The 18,489-nt window shown below is 61.2% G+C and carries 20 protein-coding genes; 11 read left to right on the top strand and 9 right to left on the bottom strand.

Annotated features, from left to right (window positions below; genetic code table 11):
- Window positions 1–789 precede the first annotated feature (789 nt).
- The gene (locus C1717_RS07025) at window positions 790–2,967 is read right to left on the bottom strand and encodes a transglycosylase domain-containing protein (RefSeq protein ID WP_102372521.1); all 2,178 of its coding nucleotides are present in this window, start codon (window positions 2,965–2,967) and stop codon (window positions 790–792) included.
- 171 nt (window positions 2,968–3,138) lie between these two features.
- Between C1717_RS07025 and C1717_RS07020 the strand changes: the two genes are divergently transcribed.
- Complete coding sequence (locus C1717_RS07020; RefSeq protein ID WP_102372520.1) at window positions 3,139–4,908, top strand: hypothetical protein; 1,770 nt, start codon at window positions 3,139–3,141, stop codon at window positions 4,906–4,908.
- Between the two features lie 309 nt (window positions 4,909–5,217).
- Window positions 5,218–6,432 (top strand): tyrosine--tRNA ligase, encoded by a 1,215-nt coding sequence (tyrS, locus tag C1717_RS07015; RefSeq protein ID WP_180965874.1) that lies wholly within the window; start codon window positions 5,218–5,220, stop codon window positions 6,430–6,432.
- Between the two features lie 750 nt (window positions 6,433–7,182).
- Here tyrS and C1717_RS07010 read toward each other — a convergent pair.
- The 4 genes from C1717_RS07010 to C1717_RS10990 form a co-directional block, all read right to left on the bottom strand.
- Window positions 7,183–7,908: an ABC-2 transporter permease gene (locus C1717_RS07010; protein WP_102372518.1), complete on the bottom strand. Its 726-nt coding sequence runs from the start codon at window positions 7,906–7,908 to the stop codon at window positions 7,183–7,185.
- Complete coding sequence (locus C1717_RS07005) at window positions 7,908–8,825, bottom strand: ABC transporter ATP-binding protein (protein ID WP_102372517.1); 918 nt, start codon at window positions 8,823–8,825, stop codon at window positions 7,908–7,910. Before C1717_RS07005 ends, C1717_RS07010 begins: the two co-directional genes overlap by 1 nt.
- 54 nt (window positions 8,826–8,879) lie before the next feature.
- The gene (locus C1717_RS07000) at window positions 8,880–9,248 is read right to left on the bottom strand and encodes a GntR family transcriptional regulator (RefSeq protein WP_102372516.1); all 369 of its coding nucleotides are present in this window, start codon (window positions 9,246–9,248) and stop codon (window positions 8,880–8,882) included.
- A 255-nt stretch (window positions 9,249–9,503) separates the two neighbouring features.
- Entirely contained in the window at window positions 9,504–9,773 is a 270-nt protein-coding gene (locus C1717_RS10990) for a GrpB family protein (RefSeq protein ID WP_425430943.1), read from the bottom strand.
- A 448-nt stretch (window positions 9,774–10,221) separates the two neighbouring features.
- On the opposite strand from C1717_RS10990, the gene C1717_RS06990 reads away from it, so the two are divergent.
- Together C1717_RS06990 and C1717_RS06985 are read left to right on the top strand one after the other, a co-directional pair.
- Complete coding sequence (locus C1717_RS06990; RefSeq protein ID WP_102372515.1) at window positions 10,222–10,794, top strand: GNAT family N-acetyltransferase; 573 nt, start codon at window positions 10,222–10,224, stop codon at window positions 10,792–10,794.
- Window positions 10,795–10,833: 39 nt separating this feature from the next.
- Window positions 10,834–11,280 (top strand): GyrI-like domain-containing protein, encoded by a 447-nt coding sequence (locus C1717_RS06985; protein ID WP_102372514.1) that lies wholly within the window; start codon window positions 10,834–10,836, stop codon window positions 11,278–11,280.
- 73 nt (window positions 11,281–11,353) lie between these two features.
- Here the strand turns inward: C1717_RS06985 and C1717_RS06980 are convergent, their stop codons facing one another.
- Window positions 11,354–11,950 carry a helix-turn-helix domain-containing protein gene (locus tag C1717_RS06980; protein ID WP_102372513.1) on the bottom strand — a complete coding sequence of 199 codons (597 nt, stop codon included), beginning with the start codon at window positions 11,948–11,950 and terminating at the stop codon, window positions 11,354–11,356.
- Between the two features lie 268 nt (window positions 11,951–12,218).
- Between C1717_RS06980 and C1717_RS06975 the strand changes: the two genes are divergently transcribed.
- The 4 genes from C1717_RS06975 (at window position 12,219) to C1717_RS06960 (ending at window position 14,625) form a co-directional block, all read left to right on the top strand.
- Window positions 12,219–12,680, top strand: a complete 462-nt coding sequence (locus tag C1717_RS06975; RefSeq protein WP_102372512.1) for a helix-turn-helix transcriptional regulator — start codon at window positions 12,219–12,221, stop codon at window positions 12,678–12,680.
- A 4-nt stretch (window positions 12,681–12,684) separates the two neighbouring features.
- A complete protein-coding gene (locus C1717_RS06970) occupies window positions 12,685–13,005 on the top strand; it encodes a hypothetical protein (protein WP_102372511.1) in 321 nt (106 codons plus the stop codon).
- A gap of 300 nt (window positions 13,006–13,305) precedes the next feature.
- Window positions 13,306–14,166 carry a CorA family divalent cation transporter gene (locus tag C1717_RS06965; RefSeq protein ID WP_180965873.1) on the top strand — a complete coding sequence of 287 codons (861 nt, stop codon included), beginning with the start codon at window positions 13,306–13,308 and terminating at the stop codon, window positions 14,164–14,166.
- Between the two features lie 21 nt (window positions 14,167–14,187).
- Window positions 14,188–14,625, top strand: coding sequence for a hypothetical protein (locus tag C1717_RS06960; RefSeq protein WP_245859548.1), 438 nt, complete (start codon window positions 14,188–14,190; stop codon window positions 14,623–14,625).
- A 33-nt stretch (window positions 14,626–14,658) separates the two neighbouring features.
- Here C1717_RS06960 and C1717_RS06955 read toward each other — a convergent pair whose 3' ends face one another.
- The 3 genes from C1717_RS06955 to C1717_RS06945 form a co-directional block, all read right to left on the bottom strand.
- Complete coding sequence (locus C1717_RS06955; RefSeq protein WP_102372509.1) at window positions 14,659–15,150, bottom strand: DUF3021 family protein; 492 nt, start codon at window positions 15,148–15,150, stop codon at window positions 14,659–14,661.
- A 3-nt stretch (window positions 15,151–15,153) separates the two neighbouring features.
- Window positions 15,154–15,612 (bottom strand): LytTR family DNA-binding domain-containing protein, encoded by a 459-nt coding sequence (locus C1717_RS06950; RefSeq protein WP_102372508.1) that lies wholly within the window; start codon window positions 15,610–15,612, stop codon window positions 15,154–15,156.
- A gap of 297 nt (window positions 15,613–15,909) precedes the next feature.
- Window positions 15,910–16,611, bottom strand: a complete 702-nt coding sequence (locus C1717_RS06945; protein WP_102372507.1) for a metalloregulator ArsR/SmtB family transcription factor — start codon at window positions 16,609–16,611, stop codon at window positions 15,910–15,912.
- 105 nt (window positions 16,612–16,716) lie between these two features.
- Between C1717_RS06945 and C1717_RS06940 the strand changes: the two genes are divergently transcribed.
- The 3 genes from C1717_RS06940 (at window position 16,717) to C1717_RS06930 (ending at window position 18,474) form a co-directional block, all read left to right on the top strand.
- Entirely contained in the window at window positions 16,717–17,280 is a 564-nt protein-coding gene (locus C1717_RS06940; protein ID WP_102372506.1) for a DUF5714 domain-containing protein, read from the top strand.
- Between the two features lie 80 nt (window positions 17,281–17,360).
- Window positions 17,361–17,867, top strand: a complete 507-nt coding sequence (locus C1717_RS06935) for a GyrI-like domain-containing protein (RefSeq protein WP_102372505.1) — start codon at window positions 17,361–17,363, stop codon at window positions 17,865–17,867.
- A 199-nt stretch (window positions 17,868–18,066) separates the two neighbouring features.
- Entirely contained in the window at window positions 18,067–18,474 is a 408-nt protein-coding gene (locus tag C1717_RS06930; protein WP_102372504.1) for a helix-turn-helix transcriptional regulator, read from the top strand.
- The last annotated feature ends 15 nt before the right edge of the window (window positions 18,475–18,489 follow it).

Here is an 18,489-nt window from a genome sequence, read left to right as displayed (position 1 = left end):
TACCGAACAACCGAATGCCGGCCACCTTCCTAGTGCGTGAAGGCTCCCAGCCAAGGAAGCGGCTCTGCTACATTATGGCGGTGCAAGGACAACATTCTCAGCTGCACCGTCCGGCTATAGAATGGCAACAGAGGATATCGTAAGAAAAATGCAATCTGAAAATGCTCATCGTAAACTTATAGCAGAATATTGAAATAATATACATAAATATTACGATAACACTTTATAAAATGAACTATTCCTACGATTAAGATGATAGAAATTAATATAATTTACGATGCGTATTGCAAATATGCATTAATCATACGAGATAGAAACAGAATGATGAATTATTACGATTGATCTTTTCTATAATGCAGAATAGTTGCGATATGAGTATATAAGCGCGTAATGCGTGAGATTGCGGATGCTCCGAGGGGCGCATTGCGGTCTAGAAGCCCGGGGTGGGGATGGATCTAGTCGTTGCGATGCTGGGCGGATAAGGCGAAAGGTCGCAGCGTGATGCCCGAACGATTGCTCCTCCAGATAGATGAGGCATATCGTTACTGGAATACCGCATGGAAGTGACATGGCCGGTGGCGAGGGTCCCATCGGCGAACGTCTCCTTAGCTGGTACCCGCCACTTTAGGGTCCGCTGGTAAGAGACGGACACCGGGGAAAGTGGCCCGGTGAGAGAAAGGCCACCGGCTTGTGCCGATGGCCTTTCCTTTCTGCATCGATTATGCAGAACCTCTGCTGCTTGGAAGCACGCCCCGCACACGGCGTTTTCAGGCACTGCTTCCGGCGTCATTATGGGGAAACGCTTGCGTTGCCGTCGTTGGAACCGCTGGGGTCACCAGTACTTGAAGGCGGGTTCGGGTTGGTCGTGGACGTATCTGAGGGCGGGTTCGGGTCGGTCGTGGTCGACTCCGGGGGCGGTGTAGTGGGGGTAGGCGAGGTTACGGGTGAGGTGGGGTCGGTCGCCGGTTCCTCGGTGGTTGGCGTCTCCTCGGTCTCGGGTTCCTCAGTCTCGGGATGCCTGTTCTCCAACGGCTCGCCGTCGACTTCCCAGACGTCGTTATCCTTGTAGGTGGGAGTGCCGCCCTCGGGGAACTCCTCGCGCTCCACGCCCTCGAGAAGCGCGTTCAGCGTGTCGCGCGCCATGGGCAGGGGCAGGTCTGCCGTAGTGGCCTGGCGCCCCCAGACGGTGATGCGGGTGGAGCCACCGCTGTGGCCGCACCACACGGCAAGGGAGTACTGCGGAGTGTAACCGCAGAACCACAGGTCGGACGGAAGGTCGGTGGTACCGGTCTTGCCAGCGAACGGCTGATTTACCGAGAGACGGGCGGTCGTTGCGGTACCGCGGGAGACGACTCCCTGAAGAATATCCGTCACCGTCGAGGCGACGTCTGCGTCGAGCACGCGCTCAGAGGTGTCCTCGGCTTCGTAGATGGTCTCTCCATCACGGTTTTCGATAGAGGTGATGGCGATGGCATCACGGTGGATTCCGCCCGTGGCGAGGGTCGAGTATGCCTCGGCCATCTGGAGGGTAGAGAGCGACTGCGTGCCGAGCGTGAGCGACGAGTAGGCGTTCATATGGTCTTCAATGCCGAGGTTATGGCACATGTCGACGACATTCTGGACGCCCACCGCCTTGGCAACTTGCACGTAGCCGGTGTTGGACGAGACCTCGGTGGCGCGCGCCAGGGAGATGTATCCGTAGTTGTGGTTGCCGTAGTTCTCCACGCGGTAGGTGCCGTCGTCGAACTCCATAGGCGAACCGCAATTGATGGTGATGTCGGGGTTCATGCCCTGGTCGATGGCGGTTGCGAGCGTGAAGGCCTTGAAAGCGGAGCCGGTCTGGCGCTGCGCTGTCGCGTGGTTGATGTGGTTCGAGTCGGCGTAGTAGTCCTTGCCGCCAACCATAGCGACGATCGCACCGGTCTCGTTGTCGATGATGGTCATGCCGGCATCGAGGTCGGGCTCGTCGTAGACGGCCAAGCGCTCGGTGACAGCGGTCTCGGCTGCTTGCTGCGCGTCCGGGTCGATGGTGGTGTGCACGGTAAGACCGCCGGAGAAGATCTGGTCGTAGCCGAACTCGTCCTCAAGCAGCGAACGCACGTAATCGACAAAATACGGATAGGCGTTGATGTTGACGCCGGTATCAGACATCTCGGTGACGTTCAGCTCCAGGGGGGCTGCCTGAGCGGCATCGTGCTCCTCCTGCGAGATGCAGCCATTGGAGAGCATGCGATCGAGTACCGTGTTGCGGCGCTGGACCGCGAGGTCGGGATTGACCGTGGGATCGTATTGCGAAGGAGCGTTGGGGAGACCGATGAGCAGTGCGGCCTCGGCGAGAGTGAGGTCCGCGGCGCTCTTCGAGAAGTAGGTTTGCGATGCGGCCTCGATGCCATAGGCGCCATGCCCGTAGTAGATGGTGTTGAGGTACATCATCAAGATCTCATCCTTGGAGTAGATCTCCTCGACCTTGAGGGCAAGGTAGGCTTCGCGCACCTTGCGCTCGAGGGTGATGTCGAACTGCTCATCGGAGAGGATCGTGTTGCGGACGAGCTGCTGGGTGATGGTGGACGCTCCCTCGGAGCCTCCCGTGAGCTGCACCATCGCGGCGCGCATGATACCGACGATGTCGACGCCGTTGTGCTCGTAGAAGCGCTCGTCCTCCGTGGCGACTGTGCCCTCGAGGACGTATTCGGACACCTGGTCGATCGTGATGGTGGTGCGGTTCTGCGTGTAGAAGCTCGCGATCTCGTTGCCATCGGCGTCGAGGACGACGGTGGGTTCGCTGGCGAGATACAGGTCCGCGTTCTCATAGTCGGGCAGGTCCTGCAGCCAGGTCTCGACGACTCCGATCATGCCCACACCGAACGCGATGCCGGTGAGGAGCAAAAAACCGAAGACCGAGGCGACGATCATCGATGTGGCGTGCGTCTTAGCGCGCGAACGCATATTGCGCTGACGTGGGCCCATGAAGACCTCCTGATTAGGTGGGTAGCCGCCCGATTGCGGCTTACCGGGTCGTCAAACATACATGCTCTCACAATACCGCAACATATGGTCTATACGTGTTGTGTATCCTTGTTCTGAGTAAATTCCAGACCCGCTGCATACCTACCGTGCGGGCTGCCGATGGGAGCCTATGTGGAGACCGAGACGCAACACACCCCCGCTGCGCGTGCCGCCGATTCCTCGCAACCCGCTGCCGATCATGTCGCCGCCCATTTCGCGCCTGCGCGCTCTGCCGGCGCTCGAGGGCAAGATCTTTCACGGAACGCCCCGGCTGCCGATGAAGTGGGTTCCGCGCACCGCGAGCTCGGCAGCCGCCGCGCCGACCCCGTGTGCGTGCTCTCCGTGGTGCTCTGCATCATTGTTGCGCTCGCCTTAGGCGTCATGGTGGCGATCTCCGCCTTCGACCATAGCTACGCCGACGACTGGCATTACGGTGTGGACGCCCACCTCGCGCTCGAGGCAGGCGAGGGGCCCTCGGGCGCCGTGGCGGCTGCGCTGCAGCAGACGCTCGATACGTTCGAAAGCTGGCAGGGAACCTACTCCGCGATCTTTCTCATGTCGCTGCAGCCCGGGGTGTTCAGCGAATCGCTTTACGGGCTGGGAGCGGTTTTCATCATAGCGGCGCTCGTGCTCGCAACGGGCTATGCTGTGGGCGTGGCGGTGCGCGATGTCGCAGGCGGCGACCGCAGCTCGTGGCTCGTTCTCACCTGTCTGGTGCTGTTTTTGCAGACGCAGCTCGTGCCGAGCCCCGTCGAGGCGTTCTGGTGGTACAACTCAGCGATCTACTACACCTTCTACCACTCCTTGATGCTCTTCGGTGCAGGCTTGGTGGTCCGGCTCCTGCGTGGCCGTACCCGGCGCGGGCCGCTTACCGCGGGCGGTACGGCTGTGCGGACGCTAGTGCTTTGCGCGCTCGCGTTCGTGGTGGCGGGCGGCAACTTCGTGACGGGTATCGTCTGCGTTCTCGCCTTGCTCGCTGTGACGGTGGCAGGCATCGTGCGCGTGCGCACCCGCGCGTTGGCGCTCGTGCCGGCGCTCGCGATCCTGGTTTGCGGTTTCGCGTGCTCCATGGCGGCTCCGGGCAACGCTGAGCGCCAGGTGACGCAGTTCCCCGGTGATGGCGCGGGCGTGGTGGGCACGATGGCGCGGAGCGCCCTTGCGGGATTCGAGTACTCCTTGCTCTGGATAAACGGTTTGCTTGTAGTCGCGCTTCTGCTCACCGTTCCCGTGTTCTGGCGACTCGCTCGGCGAAACACGTGCTCGTATCGCCTACCCGCTTTGCCCGTGCTCGTCATGCTTGCGCTCTTCATGGCGAGCTTCACGCCGACCTTCTTCTCGATGGGAAACGTTGGCCCCGGGCGGGTGCAGAATATCCGCTACGACCTGTTCGTCATGGCGGCTATGCTATGTGCGGGCTGGCTTGTGGGGTGGGCTGCGCGCAGATGGGAGCGCCTGCATGGCGTTGCGCGCGCCGAGGATGGCGCGCCCCTCGGCGCCGCGTATGCGGATCTGGTATTGAAGCGTGAGACGAGCCAGTCGGCGTCGGCGCCGCATCCAGCGCGTGTGCTCGGTGCCTACTTTGGGGCGGTGGCCCTGACGCTCGTTCTTGTGCTTGCGGCCCTTGCCGTCGATGAGCGCCATCGCGATGATCTGACTTCGATCTCGGCTGCCGCATCGCTCATCTCGGGCGAGGCTGCGGATTACGACGAGCAGGTGAGGGCGCGGCTCGCCTACCTCGAAGAGACACCGGAGTCCCAGGTGGAGGTCGCCTACTACACAGCTGGTCCCAAGGTGCTCTTCATGGGCGACATCCGTGACAACATGGATAACTACATCAACTACCGCCTTGCTCAGTGGTATGGCAAGGATTCCGTGATCGGCTACAACCCCAACCTGCGCTGACGCTCGCCCAGATCGGCGTGCATGCTGCCGCCTGAGTGCATACGGCCGCCTGATGTCGAGGGGCCGCGGTGCGCTGCTATGGAGTTGCGAGTGCGCCGTCGCGGTGGCGAGTGGTGGTGTCTCTGCGAGGGGGCGGCGTGCCGCTTTGCGCGTGCTGCCGAAAAAACCGGAGCATGCGCGGCGAGGCATGCGCGGCCCCCCTCGCTTGGTCTTGGTCGAAGCGGGAAACTCGGCTAAACTAAAAAAGTTGCCAATACAGCACCGCCCGGTCTTGGGCGAGGGCGCTAGATTCGAGCAGGAGGACCTACCTTGCTTTCAGTCGATGAACAGATGCGCGTCATCACTTCCGGTGCGGCGCAGATCGTGCCCGAGGCTGACCTGAGAAAGAAGCTCGAGCGCGGCGTGCCGCTCAACATCAAGCTCGGCGTGGACCCCACCAGTCCCGACCTGCATCTGGGTCATGCCGTGCCGTTGCGTAAGATGCGCCAGTTCCAGGATCTGGGTCACAAGGTCACCCTCATCATCGGTAACGGCACCGCGATGATCGGCGATCCGTCCGGTAAGAATTCGACCCGCCCGCAGCTCTCGCAGGAGCAGGTGGAGGCAAACGCCGCCACGTACGTGAGCCAAGCCATGAAGATTCTCGACCCCGAGAAGACCACCATCGTGCACAACGGCGATTGGATCTTGTCGCTCGACCTCAAGGGCATGCTCGAGCTCTGCAGCAAGTTCACCGTGGCGCGCATCCTCGAGCGCGACGATTTCACCAAGCGCTACCAAAGCCAGACGCCAATCGCCCTGCATGAGTTCCTCTATCCGGTTATGCAGGCATTCGACTCCGTGAAGATCAAGGCGGACGTCGAGATGGGCGGTACCGACCAGCTCTTCAACCTGCTTGCCGGACGCGAGCTCATGGAGAAGATGGACATGGAGCCCCAGATCGCGCTCACGATGCCGCTGCTCGAGGGTACCGATGGCGTGAGGAAGATGTCCAAGAGCTACGGCAACTACATTGGTTTGACCGACGAGCCCGCCGATATGTTCGGCAAAACGATGTCCATCCCCGACGAGATGATCGGTAAGTACTACCGCCTCGCGAGCTCGAAGTCCCCGGACGAGGTGGACGCAATCGAAGCCGCGCTCGCCGACGGCTCGGCAGACCCTTACGAACTCAAGCGCGCGCTCGGCCGCGACCTGTGCGACACCTACCACGGCGCCGGCGCCGGCGACGAGGCCCAGGCGGAGTTCGACCGCGTGTTCAAAGAGGCACAGCTGCCCGAGGACATCGCTGAGGTTTCGGTTGATCTCACACCCAACGCCGAGGGGCTCATCTATCTTGCGGGGCTGCTCAAGGAAGCCGGTCTTGCTCCGAGCGTCTCCGAGGCGCGTCGCCTTATCGATGGCGGGGGCGTGAAGATCGACCAGAAGCCGGTGGCGCCCAAGAGCTACAACATCGACCCGGCGCTCCTACATGCCGGCGTTGTGCTCCAGGTGGGCAAGCGCAAGTACGCGCGTCTGGCGTAGCGCCTGACGCGGCACGCGCCGTCGCATCCGGCGCGGCATCAGTGCTTGGCGCGGCGCCTTCGTCGTCGCTCTTGCACTCGCCGCACATCCCTAACCAGAGTTCTTTTCGGAAATCTGTGGGCGGTTTTTAGCAAGAAGCGGCCTTGGAAAGGCGAGTCTCATGCTAAATGCCGCCCGCAGATGAATAGCGCAGTGTCGATAGCTCCACGATAGGGGGTTGCTCTGCGTCTGCTTCTCGACGGGTATTGCGCTTGCGATGGTAGGCGAGGTGTCTGGGTTACGTTACACCTCGTTGTGGAGGCTCTCGCAGGGCTGTTTGGGCCTATGCTGTCCTCTCGAGCCGGTCGCAGCGCGGTTCGCTCGTCTTGGCGGTGGTAAAAATCGATTGGCGTTTGTAGGCAAAACTTGCCCGCTGTTATGAGCAGGCAATTTCTTTTAGTTATCTCGGGTGTACGCGCGTTTTCGCTTTTCGACCACCGCCAAGAGACATGTGTATGGCCGGTCCCAGTGAGAAGGGGCGTTTTCGGGCTTCGGCAACGCCTTCTTGCCGGCTGCGAGGCCCCATCTAACTCATCATTGCCCGCGCAGGTGCGGAGCCTTCGGTTTGTCGTCGCGCGCTGGAGTATGCAATATGGGAGCCTGCGCGCAATCAAGCTGCGCAGACTCCCGTGCCGCTGCCGCCGGATCGTCCTAGATAGCATCGTGATGGCGGGAAACGGACATTCCAGCTATGTCTTAGGGGCGGAGCTCTTACAGCTCTCGCTTCTCGTACAGCTTGAGCGAGATCGCGGCGGAGACGCCGAGCGCGAGCGCGGAGACGACGATGCAGAGCGCGCAGCCTGCGGCCATGCCCCCCGGCGTTTCCAGCAGCTCAAGCGCGGCTGATAGGAGCTCCATGCCTGGAATGCCGCCGTCGAGCATGCCGCTGTTTCCAAGGATGACCACCGGTACCACGAATAGCAGCACGATCACCGTGGGCAGGATCTGGGTGGCACGCGTCTGTCCTAGGCGGAAGTAGATGGGGGTCACGACGCTTGATACGATAGACCCGATAAGCAGGCAAAAGACCGTAGTGAATGCCATGGGTGCCAGCAGTTCTGCGTCGAAGGAGAACGCTTGGCCGACCTCTCCGGGGACTCCAATGACGGTCACGGCAGCGATGGCGATGAGTGCGCCGACAAGTCCCACTACCATGCCCATGAGGCCCAGCGTCACGATGGCGGCATAGCGACCGAGCACCACGTCGCGGCGCGAAAGCGGCAGCGTGAGGCGGAAGAGCCCCCAGTGGTTGAGCTCATCGTAGGCAGCGAGCCCCATCGTCGCCATCATGAAGAACATGCAGGTGAGCGTCGCGGGCATGGCGAGCGGTGTTTGCATTCCCACGCCGATGCAGAGGCTGACTAAAAGGCCGAGCCCCAGAAGCTGGCGGGCATAGTCGCGGAACACAGTCATTTCGATTAAGTAGGCGCTTTTCATTACCGAGCACCGCCTTTCAGGAGGAGGGACATGTAATCGTCTATGGTCATGCGGTCGACGGGAATCTCGGGGAAGTTCTCCGCGAAAGCGAAGCGATCGGGCACGAGCACATCGATACCGAAGTCGTGGCGGAGGTAGCGCAGCTCAGCATCGGGGATGATGCCGGAGTTTGCGATGCGCTCTAGATCTGCCGCGCGGCAGCGCGCGATGCCCATTTCGTCGGTGATCGAATCTTTGGGCAGGTCGAATACGATGCTGCCCTCATCGATGCAGACAATGCGATCTGCGATGCGCTCGAGGTCCGAGGTGATATGGCTCGAGATGAGGATGGCATGTCCTGGCGCAGCAACGAAATCGCGCAGCTCGTCCAGGATTTCATCGCGCGCCATGGGATCGAGCCCGGCAGTAGCCTCGTCGAGGATGAGCAGGCGCGCGTCATGGCAGAGCGCGCAGGCTAAAGAGAGCTTCATGCCCATGCCGCGTGAGAGGCTCTTCACGGTCTTTTTAGCGTCGAGCCCCAGCTCGGCGATCATGCGCGCGAAGCGACGTGCATCCCAGTTGCCATACGCGTACGCATAGATACGACCGACATCGGCAATCCGTAGATGGTCTGGGAGGGAGAGGGTGTCGAAGACGACGCCGATCTGCTCCTTGAGCTCGGCTCCCGATGCTCGCGAAAGGTTCGCGCTCGGGCAGCCGAGCACGCTCGCCTCACCGCCGTCGGTTGGGAAGAGGCCAAGAAGCGCCCTGATGGTGGTGGATTTACCGGCTCCGTTCTTACCGATAAAGCCCACGACTTCGCCTTCGCTCACGGTGAGGTCGACGCCCTGCAGGGAGAAGCCATCGTAGTGCTTGGTGAGACCTCTGGCCTCGATCAGGGGGAGGGTTTCGTATCCGGTATCTCTCATGTTGTACATGGTCGGCTTCCTTTCACAAGATCCCGGGATGCCCTAGGGCTTAGGCCGGGCGGATCATTCAAGTTCGAGGGCGAACATCTCGGTAAGCTCATCGTCGGTGAGGCCCATGGCACGACCGCTCTCGATGGCGCGAAGCATGTGCGCCTCCACCTGACGCATCTGCTCCTCGCGGATGAGCTCGGCATTTCCGTTGGCGACGAAGCATCCTTTGCCCTGGACCGTCTCGATGAGGCCGGCTGCTTCCAGATCGGCGTAGGCGCGTTTGGTGGTGATCGCGCTCACGCGCAGGCTGTTGGCGAGCGCGCGGATGCTGGGCAGCTGTTCGCCTTCTGCGAGCGCGCCCGTTACGATTGCTGCCTTGATCTGCTCGACGATCTGCTCGTAGATGGGTTTGCCGCTTGAGGCAGAGATGATGATGTCCAAATCGCAGTCCTTTCCATAGCCCTCCTTGGGCGTCCCCGAGAAGGGGTGCCGCCTTGGGGCGTCCCCCTGGCGGCGCTGGAAGTTGCGAACGTCTTCGCGCCTTCCCATTGGGTATAATGTGTATACCCGATAGCTACAGTATATACACACCTATACACAGTGCAAGGGTGAAATCGAAAAAAGTGAAGCAGGTTCCATCATCGCGGTCTCGATAGATATCCAGCTTATCTACCGTCCGCACGGTTCTATGCCTGTTTACCGCTCTGGCGAACAGGAGGGTGCTGAGGCGGAGGCAGGTTTACCCTGCTGTGCCGTTGGGGCAGCGAGATGAGGCCCGTTCCGGCTTCCGTCGTAGACGGCTAGCGCCTGACACTCAAGCTCCCGCACGAATTCGTCTTTTCCTGCGCAGTAACCATCGATGTCATACGGGTAGCGCTGAGCAAGCTCTCGCTTGATGTTCGCGTATGCCTCCCGCGCCTCTCGGCTGTTGCGCAAGAAGTCTCGAACGGCGAGATGGCGATCGATGTTATACCAGTCATCTGCGGCAAAGATGTGGACCTGATGCGTCCGTCCGTCGCCGCCAAGAGCGCCCGTTCCGCCTCGAAGGCTTGCGGCCACATCGGGTCGTAATCGACGACGGTGATATGCTGCGGCATGTCTGGCCTTCCTGTCGGGTACCGAAGGTGCTCCCCCGAAGGCGTTCCTCCGGTGCAGTACCGGCAGCTCGAAGCGTTGCGGAGCGCACGAGGAGGTGCCCAGTAGCGCCGACATGATGGAGATCGCTGGCCCTTCCACTATAGGCGGAAAAGGGCTCCTGGCAAGCTCACAGCGGCAGGGCGAACGGAAGAATGATAGACACGTTATATCGAAGCGTCCCGTCTGCAGAATGGATGCTGCATCTCGTGTGTTGATTGCGGCAAGATGCGTACCCTATATGCATTGGACAACGGAAGGACGACGGAAGGACGAGGCGATGGGCGTGTATGACGAGGGCGCTGTCACACGGGAACTGCGCACCGAGCGGGTGGTGCTGCGCCCATGGTGCGCGTGCGACGCGGCGGCGCTGTACGAGCTGGCGAGCGATTCGCGCATCGGGCCCCGTGCGGGCTGGCCGTGCCATGAGAGCGTGGAGATGAGCGCTCGGATCATCCATGACGTGTTGGCGGTGCCCGACAGCTTCGCGATGGTCTCGCGCAAAATCGGCGAGCTCATGGGGGCAATCGGCCTCACACACGCCGAGTATTCGGATGTGGCGCAAGATGGCGAGATGGAGCTCGGCTATTGGATCGGCGTGCCTTACCAGGGCAAGGGGCTCACCACCGAGGCGGCGCGTGAGGTGCTTCGCTACGGCTTCGAGAACCTGGGTCTTCCTGCAATCTGGGCCTGCTACTACGACGGCAACGAGCCGTCGCGTCGGGTGCAGGAGAAGTGCGGGTTCGTCTACCACCACAGCTACGAGTCCGATGTTCCGTTGCTGGGCGAGCGCCGGCTCACGCACTGCTTGCGGCTTACGCGTGAGGACTGGCTTGCCGGAGCGGGTGCGTAGGCGCGAGCCAGGCGGATGCGGCGTAGAGGAGGAACGTCCATGGCATTCGATTTCAAGAAGGAATACCGCGACCTGTATGTGCCAGGTGTGCGGCCAGCGTTCGTAAACGTCCCTGCGATGACGTTCGCCGCTGTGGCCGGCACGGGCGATCCCAACGAGGAAGGTGGCGCCTATCAGCGGGCACTCGGCTTGCTCTATGGCTTCTCCTACACCGTGAAGATGTCGAAGATGGGCCCGTGGCAGCCCGAGGGGTACTTCGACTTCGTGGTTCCGCCTCTCGAGGGGCTGTGGTGGGCCGGGGCTGGGGTATTCGACGGCGCGGCGATCGGCAACAAGGCGGCGCTTTCGTGGGTGTCGCTCATCCGTCAGCCAGATTTCGTGACGTCCGAGGTGTTCGACGCGGCGTGCAGGCAGCTTGCGACGAAGAAGCCGGAGAACCTGAAGACGGTTATCCTGCATCCGGTACGGTGCTCAGGATCTGACTAGGCGGCGAGCTGCAGCGTGGGCGGTGCCAGGCGGAGCTGTCGCGGCAATCGGAGTCCTAGTACGTTTATGCGTGCTACCGTCGGCGCGGGGTGCGCACGCGGAAGAGGCCATGCTGGTTGCAATAGGCATACACATAGCCTGAGCCGGCTGCGGGGATGCGGGCCTCGCATACCTGCTCGGGGTAGAGCTTGACAAGGTGCGCGGCGCCTGAGGTCACATATGCGATGAAGCTTATGTAGTGCTGCTTGGTCATGGGGTGGTCGAGCGCAACGTGCCAGCTGCCGTCGCTGTACGTAACGGCGAGTCCATGACCCTCGTCCGGCTCTTCGGCATCCTGGGGAAGGAGTTGGCTGCCGCAGCAGGAGAACGAACCCTCGCCCAGGGCGTGTACGACGTTTCCGCAGATGGGGCAGACGTAGAACTTGGAGCGCATCATGTTGCCGGCACGGTTGACGTTCTCCCGCACATCGCCGGTGAGCAGTTCTGCCACCGAGACCCCGAGCGCTTCCGCAAGTGGTTCGATGAGCGAGATATCGGGCAGGCCGCGCCCGCTCTCCCATTTGCTCACGGCTTTGTCTGTTACACCGATCCTCTCAGCGAGGGCGCGCTGCGTAAGGGCTCGCTGCTCGCGCAGGAATCGAATGGTATCCGCGGTGATGTAGGTGCTCATGCGTACTCCTCAAGTAAGGTGTTTTCGACAATAGCAGGGTAAGCGCTGCGCTGCACGGACGCTACCTACGGTCCGTAGAGGGGTTGGGGATGCGGGGACGTCGCAGACCGTCTCCTTATTCGTTTCCGCTCCACCTCGCCCGGTTCATTTGACAAGATGCTAACCGTTTTTGCTCGTTTCCAGCGCCGGAAGCTGGGACAATATGCGGGTGCAGGACGAGGCCGTTTTATCTCCGCGTCCTATCGCATGTTCCATACAGGAGGCCAGCATGATCAAAGACAAGCTGCTTGCCCTGCGCAAGCGAAGCGGGATGAGCCAGCAAGAGGTTGCCGTCGCGATTGGCGTCACGCGCCAGACGGTGAGTAACTGGGAGCAGGGGCAGGGAGCGCCATCGCTCGACAAGGCTTCCGAGCTCGCCCGGCTTTACGGCGTGACGCTCGATGACTTGGCGAACGACGAGGTGAGCGTCGTGAGCTCTGGGCGCGCCTCATATCGGGACCTGCACGTGCTTGAGCGCTTCGTGGGCAAGCGCGTGACAATCGGCTTCATGGACGATGATGACCGCGGCGCTATCGTGGGCGCCGAGCTTCTTGGCGTGACCGAAAACTGGCTACGTGTGTCCTATGCTCAGAAGTCGGCGCGCTTCGGAAGCCCCAAGGTCGTGGAGCAGGGAATCGTGGCGCTCATCGATACGGCCGACGTGGCGAGCATCGTGGCGGAAGGGGTGTGATCGCATGGAGGTTATGGTCTACGTCATCTTCGCGCTCTTGATATACCTGATCGTCGCGATGCCGTCGAAGAAGTACCTCCGTCGTTTGGTCGGCGCCGAGGGGGACCGCACGCCAAACCTGGCCGCGCTGTTGAGGAGCCGTTTGGGTCAGGGCTGCACCCTCGTGTTCGACGATGTCGTGGCGGGCGTGGGGTCAACGCGTCTCGTAGGCACGCTGATAGACGTGGACGACGAATGGGCGTGCGTGGAGTGCGTGGACGAGAAGACCGGTGCCGTGCAGCTCAAGGCCGTCCGCCTCGGTCTCATTCGGAGCTTGGAGGAATAGCGGGTCGCATGGCCTGCCCCTGTGGCTTGCGGGCCGGTCGGGCGCAGGGGCTTATTCGCGTATTTGGCTTGGATCGCGCCCATGCTTTGCCGCCCTCGGGCGATGGAGCTACCATGAAGCGGTCAGGCGTTTCGCGTGGAGGTGCGAGCTATGGGAAAAGCCTGGGTAATTCGAGCGGGTTGTCTTGCGGCGTGCGATGCTTCCGCATCGAGCGGGTGCATGAGCGGAGCCGACGCTTTGAATTTGGGATCGCAAAGGTCGGAAAGGGACTTAGAGAAAGAAGCTGGTTCCGTCCTGCTGATGGGAGCCGAGCATGCGGAGGAGTTCTTCCCAGGAAGGATCGGCGCGGAGATAATCGAGCAGCTGCCTCATGCTGCGATGCCGTTTGCCGAGCCTGCTGGGGAGGTCGTGCTGGGGGTCGTGGTGCTGCCGCCTGCTGGCGGGCGCGCGGCGGATGCGCCGCGCTTCGCGTTCGCGCTCTCGTCCGCGAGGCTCGTCTTCGTTGACGCGTCGGGTACGTGCGCCGTGCTGCTCGATGGCCTTGCCTCGGAAGCCGCGGCCGTCGAAACTCCTGCGGGGGTTCTCTGCGCCCTGCTGCGCTCTCTGCTCTACGAGCATCCCGAGATGCTCTCCCGCGTGCGTGGGGATTTCGAAACCTTCGAGCAGCGAATCCTCGAGGGGCGTGAGCGCATCGACCGCGCCAAGATGATGGCAGATTCTCGACGCATGTTGGGGCTTGATAGCTTTTACCAGGGCCTGTCGGACATCGCCGACCTTCTTGCCGGGGAGGAGTCGGCCCTCCTTCCGCCTGCGGACCGCAGCCGGTTCACCATGCTCTCGCGTCAGCTCGACCGCCTGTCCGCGCGGCTCGAGTCTCTTCAGAACTATGCATTGCAGGTGAGCGGCCTGTATCAGGAGGGCATCGACATCCGGCAGAACAACGTGATGCAGTGGCTCACCGTGGTCACCACCATCGCCATGCCGCTCACGGTGGTGACAGGTTGGTATGGCATGAACTTCCCCCACATGGGACTGATCGACGCCGTGTGGGGTTACTCGCTGGTGACGTGCGTATGCATCGCGATCGTGGTGGCAGAGGTCTCGTTCTTCTACCGCCGCGGGTGGCTCAGCTTCGGTGGCCGGCGCCGCCGAAGGCGCTGACAGGCACGTATGAGGTACGCGATGATGAGCGTGCGGCGAAACACCCTGTTGCTGATTGCTTGTCTGGTATGGAGCGTGGCGGGCATCAACATCTTGCGTATCGCCTTGATGGCTTACCCTCCTTATGCCACCCCGCTCAATGCACTTCTGTCGCTGGTGGCATTTTGCGTTTTCCAGATGCTTGTGTTCGGCCGATTGGTGCGTAAGCACACCGATCGCATAAGCTCCAATATCGAGGAGCGACAGTTCTTTCTTAAGTTTTTCGATGCCAAGGCGTTCGCCATCATGGCGGTGATGATGACGGGAGGCATCGCGCTGCGCGCAAGCGGCATCGCCCCGGAGCGCTTCATAGCGGTCTTCTATACCGGTTTGGGCGCCTCGCTGTTGCTAGCCGGATTGCTGTTCGGATGCAACTATGGCAAGGCAAAGCTGGCTGATGCGAGGGGTTGCACGGAATAGGGGTGTTCGCTCCAGGGCGTCTCGATTATGGTTCTACCTTTGCCGTTTGCGATATTCGGCTAGGTGCTCAGCGTAGACTTTGCTCTGCTTGCGATACCTGAGCGAGAACACGATTGTGAGTATGGCGAATACGGCAAGGTAGCCCACGGTGAAGGTGGCCCATGCTGCGATGGTGGACGGCAGCCAAGAACCTAGCTGCGCGCATATAACGAGTATCGCGAAATAGGTGATTCCGAACAGCGGAATGCGCGAGGCGTAGGAAAGCCGTACTCTGAGCACATTGGGGTTAAACCAGATTTGCTGCAAGATGCCGCCTGCCATGCCCGCGATGATGGATGAAAGGCTGATGGCGAGGTCCGGCGTCATGCCGATGGCGGCGATTCCCAAGAGCGTGGATATGAGGAGCATGGCAACCGCGATGGCAGAACCGGTGAGCAGGCCGCGTGCGAGAGCGGTTTCAGGCGGCGCATCAGTGGGAGCAAGCAGTCCGTGGCGTTGTACGCTTTTGTTGTCAATGGCATTCATGGTCTACCTCCCAATTATCCCAAGCTTGCGCTTGATGTTTGGCACATAGGTCCGTGTTGCGATGACGGTCGCGTTGTTATCTAGATCGAGAGCAAGTCGGCCGTTGAGCTCTGGGCGGATGGCGATCACGGCATCGAAGTTCACGAGCGCTTGTCGCGAGGCTCTCAGGAATTCGGTTCCATCTACCGCAGCTTCAAGTTCGTAAAGGCGCAGAGGGGTTTCCAGCAGGTCTCCGTTGCGAAGGACAATATAGGATGAAGCCCCTTGGCCAACTTCGATGCTGGCAACATGGGAAAGCGGGATGACGCGACGCTCGATGCGTCCAGGTTCGTATCCAATGATGCGCCCGGTAAGCATGCGGATCCGCTCGGCAAGATTAATTGCGTGCTCGCACGCCGGTGGACAGAGAATCTGAACCTCGATGGTGCCCCGCTCGGGGTCTTCAATGAGGTGCACATCCATGGCATCTCCTTCCTATGTGAAGCGTGCGGCCCTGTTGATGCTTATGGTAAATGAGGTCACGATCCTCCCTGTTCAATTGGGTTGAGTTGCGCAAATCAAAGCCTGAGCTGCATGACGGCACGGATGGAGACGGGGTGGCTATCGTGCTTTCAGCAGTGCTTCAGTTTGAACCAATTCCGAGGTCCCATATTGTGCTGTTTTCTCTTCGCAGAACGGAAAAAATCTGATTCCAAATTGTGCTGGGGACTTCGGCCGGTGCATGGCATCAACGCGGTGCGTGCGGGCGCTGCCATTCTCCTAGCGGCCACCTTCCAAATCCTTGCCAAGCGCGTCCCGCATGCTGGCGAGCGCGCATCGGTTGAGGCGGTAATGCGTCCACCGCCCGTCTTTGCGGGGGATGACGATGCCCTCGCTGCAAAGCTGCGCCATGTGATGCGAGAGCGTGGGTTGCCCGATTCCGAGGTGGGGGAGCAGCTTGCATGCGCAAAGCTCATCGTGTTGCACAAGGAGCTGAACCACATGCAGGCGCGTGGGGTCGGCAAGCGCCTTGAAGCGGCGCGCTACGCGATGACGCGTGAGCTCAGGGCTTCCTTCGAGATGATTTGCTCTAATGCGCTCCCTTAAGTCGAGCGCGCGCTCGATGATTGCGTCGATGGTGGCGATGAACGCTTTGTCTCCTTGGCCCGTGGGGTCTTCGAGTCCCCAGTCTTCGCGGTGCCGTGCAGGGAGCGTGGGACATGTCACGCCGCAGCCCATGGTGATGAGTATGTCGATGCTCGGCAGCGTGTCGAGCGCTTTTGGGCGCTGTGTCGAGGCGTCGATGCCGTAACGGTCGTGTAGGACGCGCAAGGCGTCCGGGTTGACTCGTTCGACGGGATGCGTGCCAGCCGAGTAAGGGATGAGTGTCCCGTCAGCCCAGATGCGGGCTACCGCCTCGGCGATTTGGCTGCGGCATGCGTTGTGAGTGCACACGAAAGCAACGGTGGGCAAATCGCTCATGTTCGGTCAAACCCCTTATATATTGATAACTGTCAATATATACTATAGCAACAGGTGCAAGGAGGGCATGGCGACGCGCCTGCATAGTCTGGTAAGGAGAGGCCAATGGAAGCCGCATGGATTCAGGATGTCTGCCTTTCATGGGAGGGGAGCGATCCGGCTGAGCTGCTGGAAGCCCTGATGGCGCGCGAGGAATGCCCGGCGTTCGGACCGGTGCATCATGTGCTTGTGGGCGCGGCGTTGCTAACCTGCGCCCAGGCGGGGGAGAAGGATGCCGCCGCTCGCGATCTGCTAGCTTCGGCTCTCGACGAGCTCGAGCAGCGGGCGACTTGCGTCCCTGGCGCCGCGTGCGCGAAGTGGGGCGTGTGCGGAGCGGCTGCTTCGTGCGGCATGGCGTTCGCCATCATGGCGGGCAACGCACCGCTTCGAGGCGAAGGATGGAGCGAGGGGCAGCTCATGGTGGCCGATATCCTGCAGCAGATCGCCCAAGCAGGTGCTCCCCGGTGCTGCAAGCGCGATACGCGCATCGCGATACGTACTGCGGTGCCCTGGTTCAACAAGGAGCTGGGTACGCAGCTCGAACTTGGCGACCGTGTACCTTCATGCGCGGTGTCCGATTCGAATGGCGTATGCTTGCACGGCGCCTGCCCGTATTACCCGGAAAAGTAGACAAGGCCTCGTTCACTGGAGAAGGTGGACGATGAACTGCTATACCGAGCGTGCGGCGCAACCTAGGGAGAGTGCTAACTATGGGATACAGGATCATCGAGCTTCCGGCATTCCGCTTCGCGGGAGCCGCGGTGCGTGTACCCATGCAGTTCGAGGGCGAAAACCCCGCTATCGAAGAGCTCGCCCGGTCCATCACACCGGAGCAGCGCACGGAGATGCATCGTCTCATGGGGGAAGCCTTCGACTCGCTGCCGCATGAGGTGCTGAACGTCTCGTGGGATTCCGACACGAACTTCCAGCGCGAGGAGGGCATGCTGACGCACATGATCGGCGTTGCCACGACGGTGCCTGCAGCAGAAGTGGGCACGGGCCTCTCCACGCTCGAAGCCGCAGCCGGCGTGTGGGCGGTCTTTCCCAGCGACGGGCCCTTCCCCCAGGCCATGCAGCAGACGACGGCGAGCATCTACGGCGAATGGTTGGGTACCGTACCCTACGAGCTCAACGGCTTCCGGATGTTCTCGTTCAGCAACATTCGCGAAGATGGCACCGCGTACAGCGAGATCTGGGTCCCCGTGCGGCGCGCATAATCCTAAAACCGCGCGGCAGCCTCTGCTCGGCGGGCTCCCTGGAGGAAGCGCCCCATACACAAGCAGTTCAGCAAAATACCAGTTCAACACAGCTGCACAAACCTTTTGGCAGCCACATTTCACTCAATCGCGCACTTGCCAAAGCAGCTCGATGGTACAGTTTCCGCGGCACGGCAACTAAGTACCCGAAAGGATTCGCGTGGAACTCGCACGGCGCATCAAAGAGCATCGCGAGCGGCTCGGCATGTCGCAGGGCGAGCTGGCAAAGGCGGTGTTCGTGACGCGGAACACCATTTCCAACTGGGAGACAGATCGAACGTATCCGGACGTGCAGAGCCTTCTGCTTCTGAGCGAGCTCTTCGGCGTGAGCATCGATGCGCTGGTACGGGAAGACTCGAAGGAGATGCGCGATTCGCTAGCCGCGGGGGTCAAGAGGATGAACCGGCTCGGCGTCGTCATGATGGTGTTCGGGTTTGCCTGCGTGGCATGGGTGATTGTGGGCATTGCGATGGACTGGGATCTTGCGCCTATCGCGGCACCAGCTGCGGCGCTGTTCATCCCTGCGTCGATCGCGGCGGGCATCATCTCAAGGTTGCTGGGGAACTAGAACCCACCATCTGGC

This window comes from Enorma phocaeensis, from assembly GCF_900186505.1.
Taxonomy (GTDB): Bacteria; Actinomycetota; Coriobacteriia; order Coriobacteriales; family Coriobacteriaceae; genus Enorma; species Enorma phocaeensis.
The sequence above is the reverse complement of the archived record's forward strand: the minus strand, read 5'-3'. Positions and strand labels throughout refer to the sequence as shown.

Bases quoted from the DNA above. Each gene is read 5' to 3' on its own strand.
- C1717_RS06965 (WP_180965873.1), top strand. From the start codon at position 13,306: ATGGGAGCCGAGCATGCGGAGGAGTTCTTCCCAGGAAGGATCGGCGCG.
- C1717_RS06960 (WP_245859548.1), top strand. From the start codon at position 14,188: ATGATGAGCGTGCGGCGAAACACCCTGTTGCTGATTGCTTGTCTGGTA.
- C1717_RS06940 (WP_102372506.1), top strand. From the start codon at position 16,717: ATGGAAGCCGCATGGATTCAGGATGTCTGCCTTTCATGGGAGGGGAGC.
- C1717_RS06945 (WP_102372507.1), bottom strand. From the start codon at position 16,611: ATGAGCGATTTGCCCACCGTTGCTTTCGTGTGCACTCACAACGCATGC.
- C1717_RS06975 (WP_102372512.1), top strand. From the start codon at position 12,219: ATGATCAAAGACAAGCTGCTTGCCCTGCGCAAGCGAAGCGGGATGAGC.
- C1717_RS06970 (WP_102372511.1), top strand. From the start codon at position 12,685: ATGGAGGTTATGGTCTACGTCATCTTCGCGCTCTTGATATACCTGATC.
- C1717_RS06955 (WP_102372509.1), bottom strand. From the start codon at position 15,150: ATGAATGCCATTGACAACAAAAGCGTACAACGCCACGGACTGCTTGCT.
- C1717_RS06990 (WP_102372515.1), top strand. From the start codon at position 10,222: ATGGGCGTGTATGACGAGGGCGCTGTCACACGGGAACTGCGCACCGAG.
- C1717_RS06980 (WP_102372513.1), bottom strand. From the start codon at position 11,950: ATGAGCACCTACATCACCGCGGATACCATTCGATTCCTGCGCGAGCAG.
- C1717_RS06935 (WP_102372505.1), top strand. From the start codon at position 17,361: ATGGGATACAGGATCATCGAGCTTCCGGCATTCCGCTTCGCGGGAGCC.
- C1717_RS07010 (WP_102372518.1), bottom strand. From the start codon at position 7,908: ATGAAAAGCGCCTACTTAATCGAAATGACTGTGTTCCGCGACTATGCC.
- C1717_RS07005 (WP_102372517.1), bottom strand. From the start codon at position 8,825: ATGTACAACATGAGAGATACCGGATACGAAACCCTCCCCCTGATCGAG.
- C1717_RS06985 (WP_102372514.1), top strand. From the start codon at position 10,834: ATGGCATTCGATTTCAAGAAGGAATACCGCGACCTGTATGTGCCAGGT.
- C1717_RS07025 (WP_102372521.1), bottom strand. From the start codon at position 2,967: ATGGGCCCACGTCAGCGCAATATGCGTTCGCGCGCTAAGACGCACGCC.
- C1717_RS06950 (WP_102372508.1), bottom strand. From the start codon at position 15,612: ATGGATGTGCACCTCATTGAAGACCCCGAGCGGGGCACCATCGAGGTT.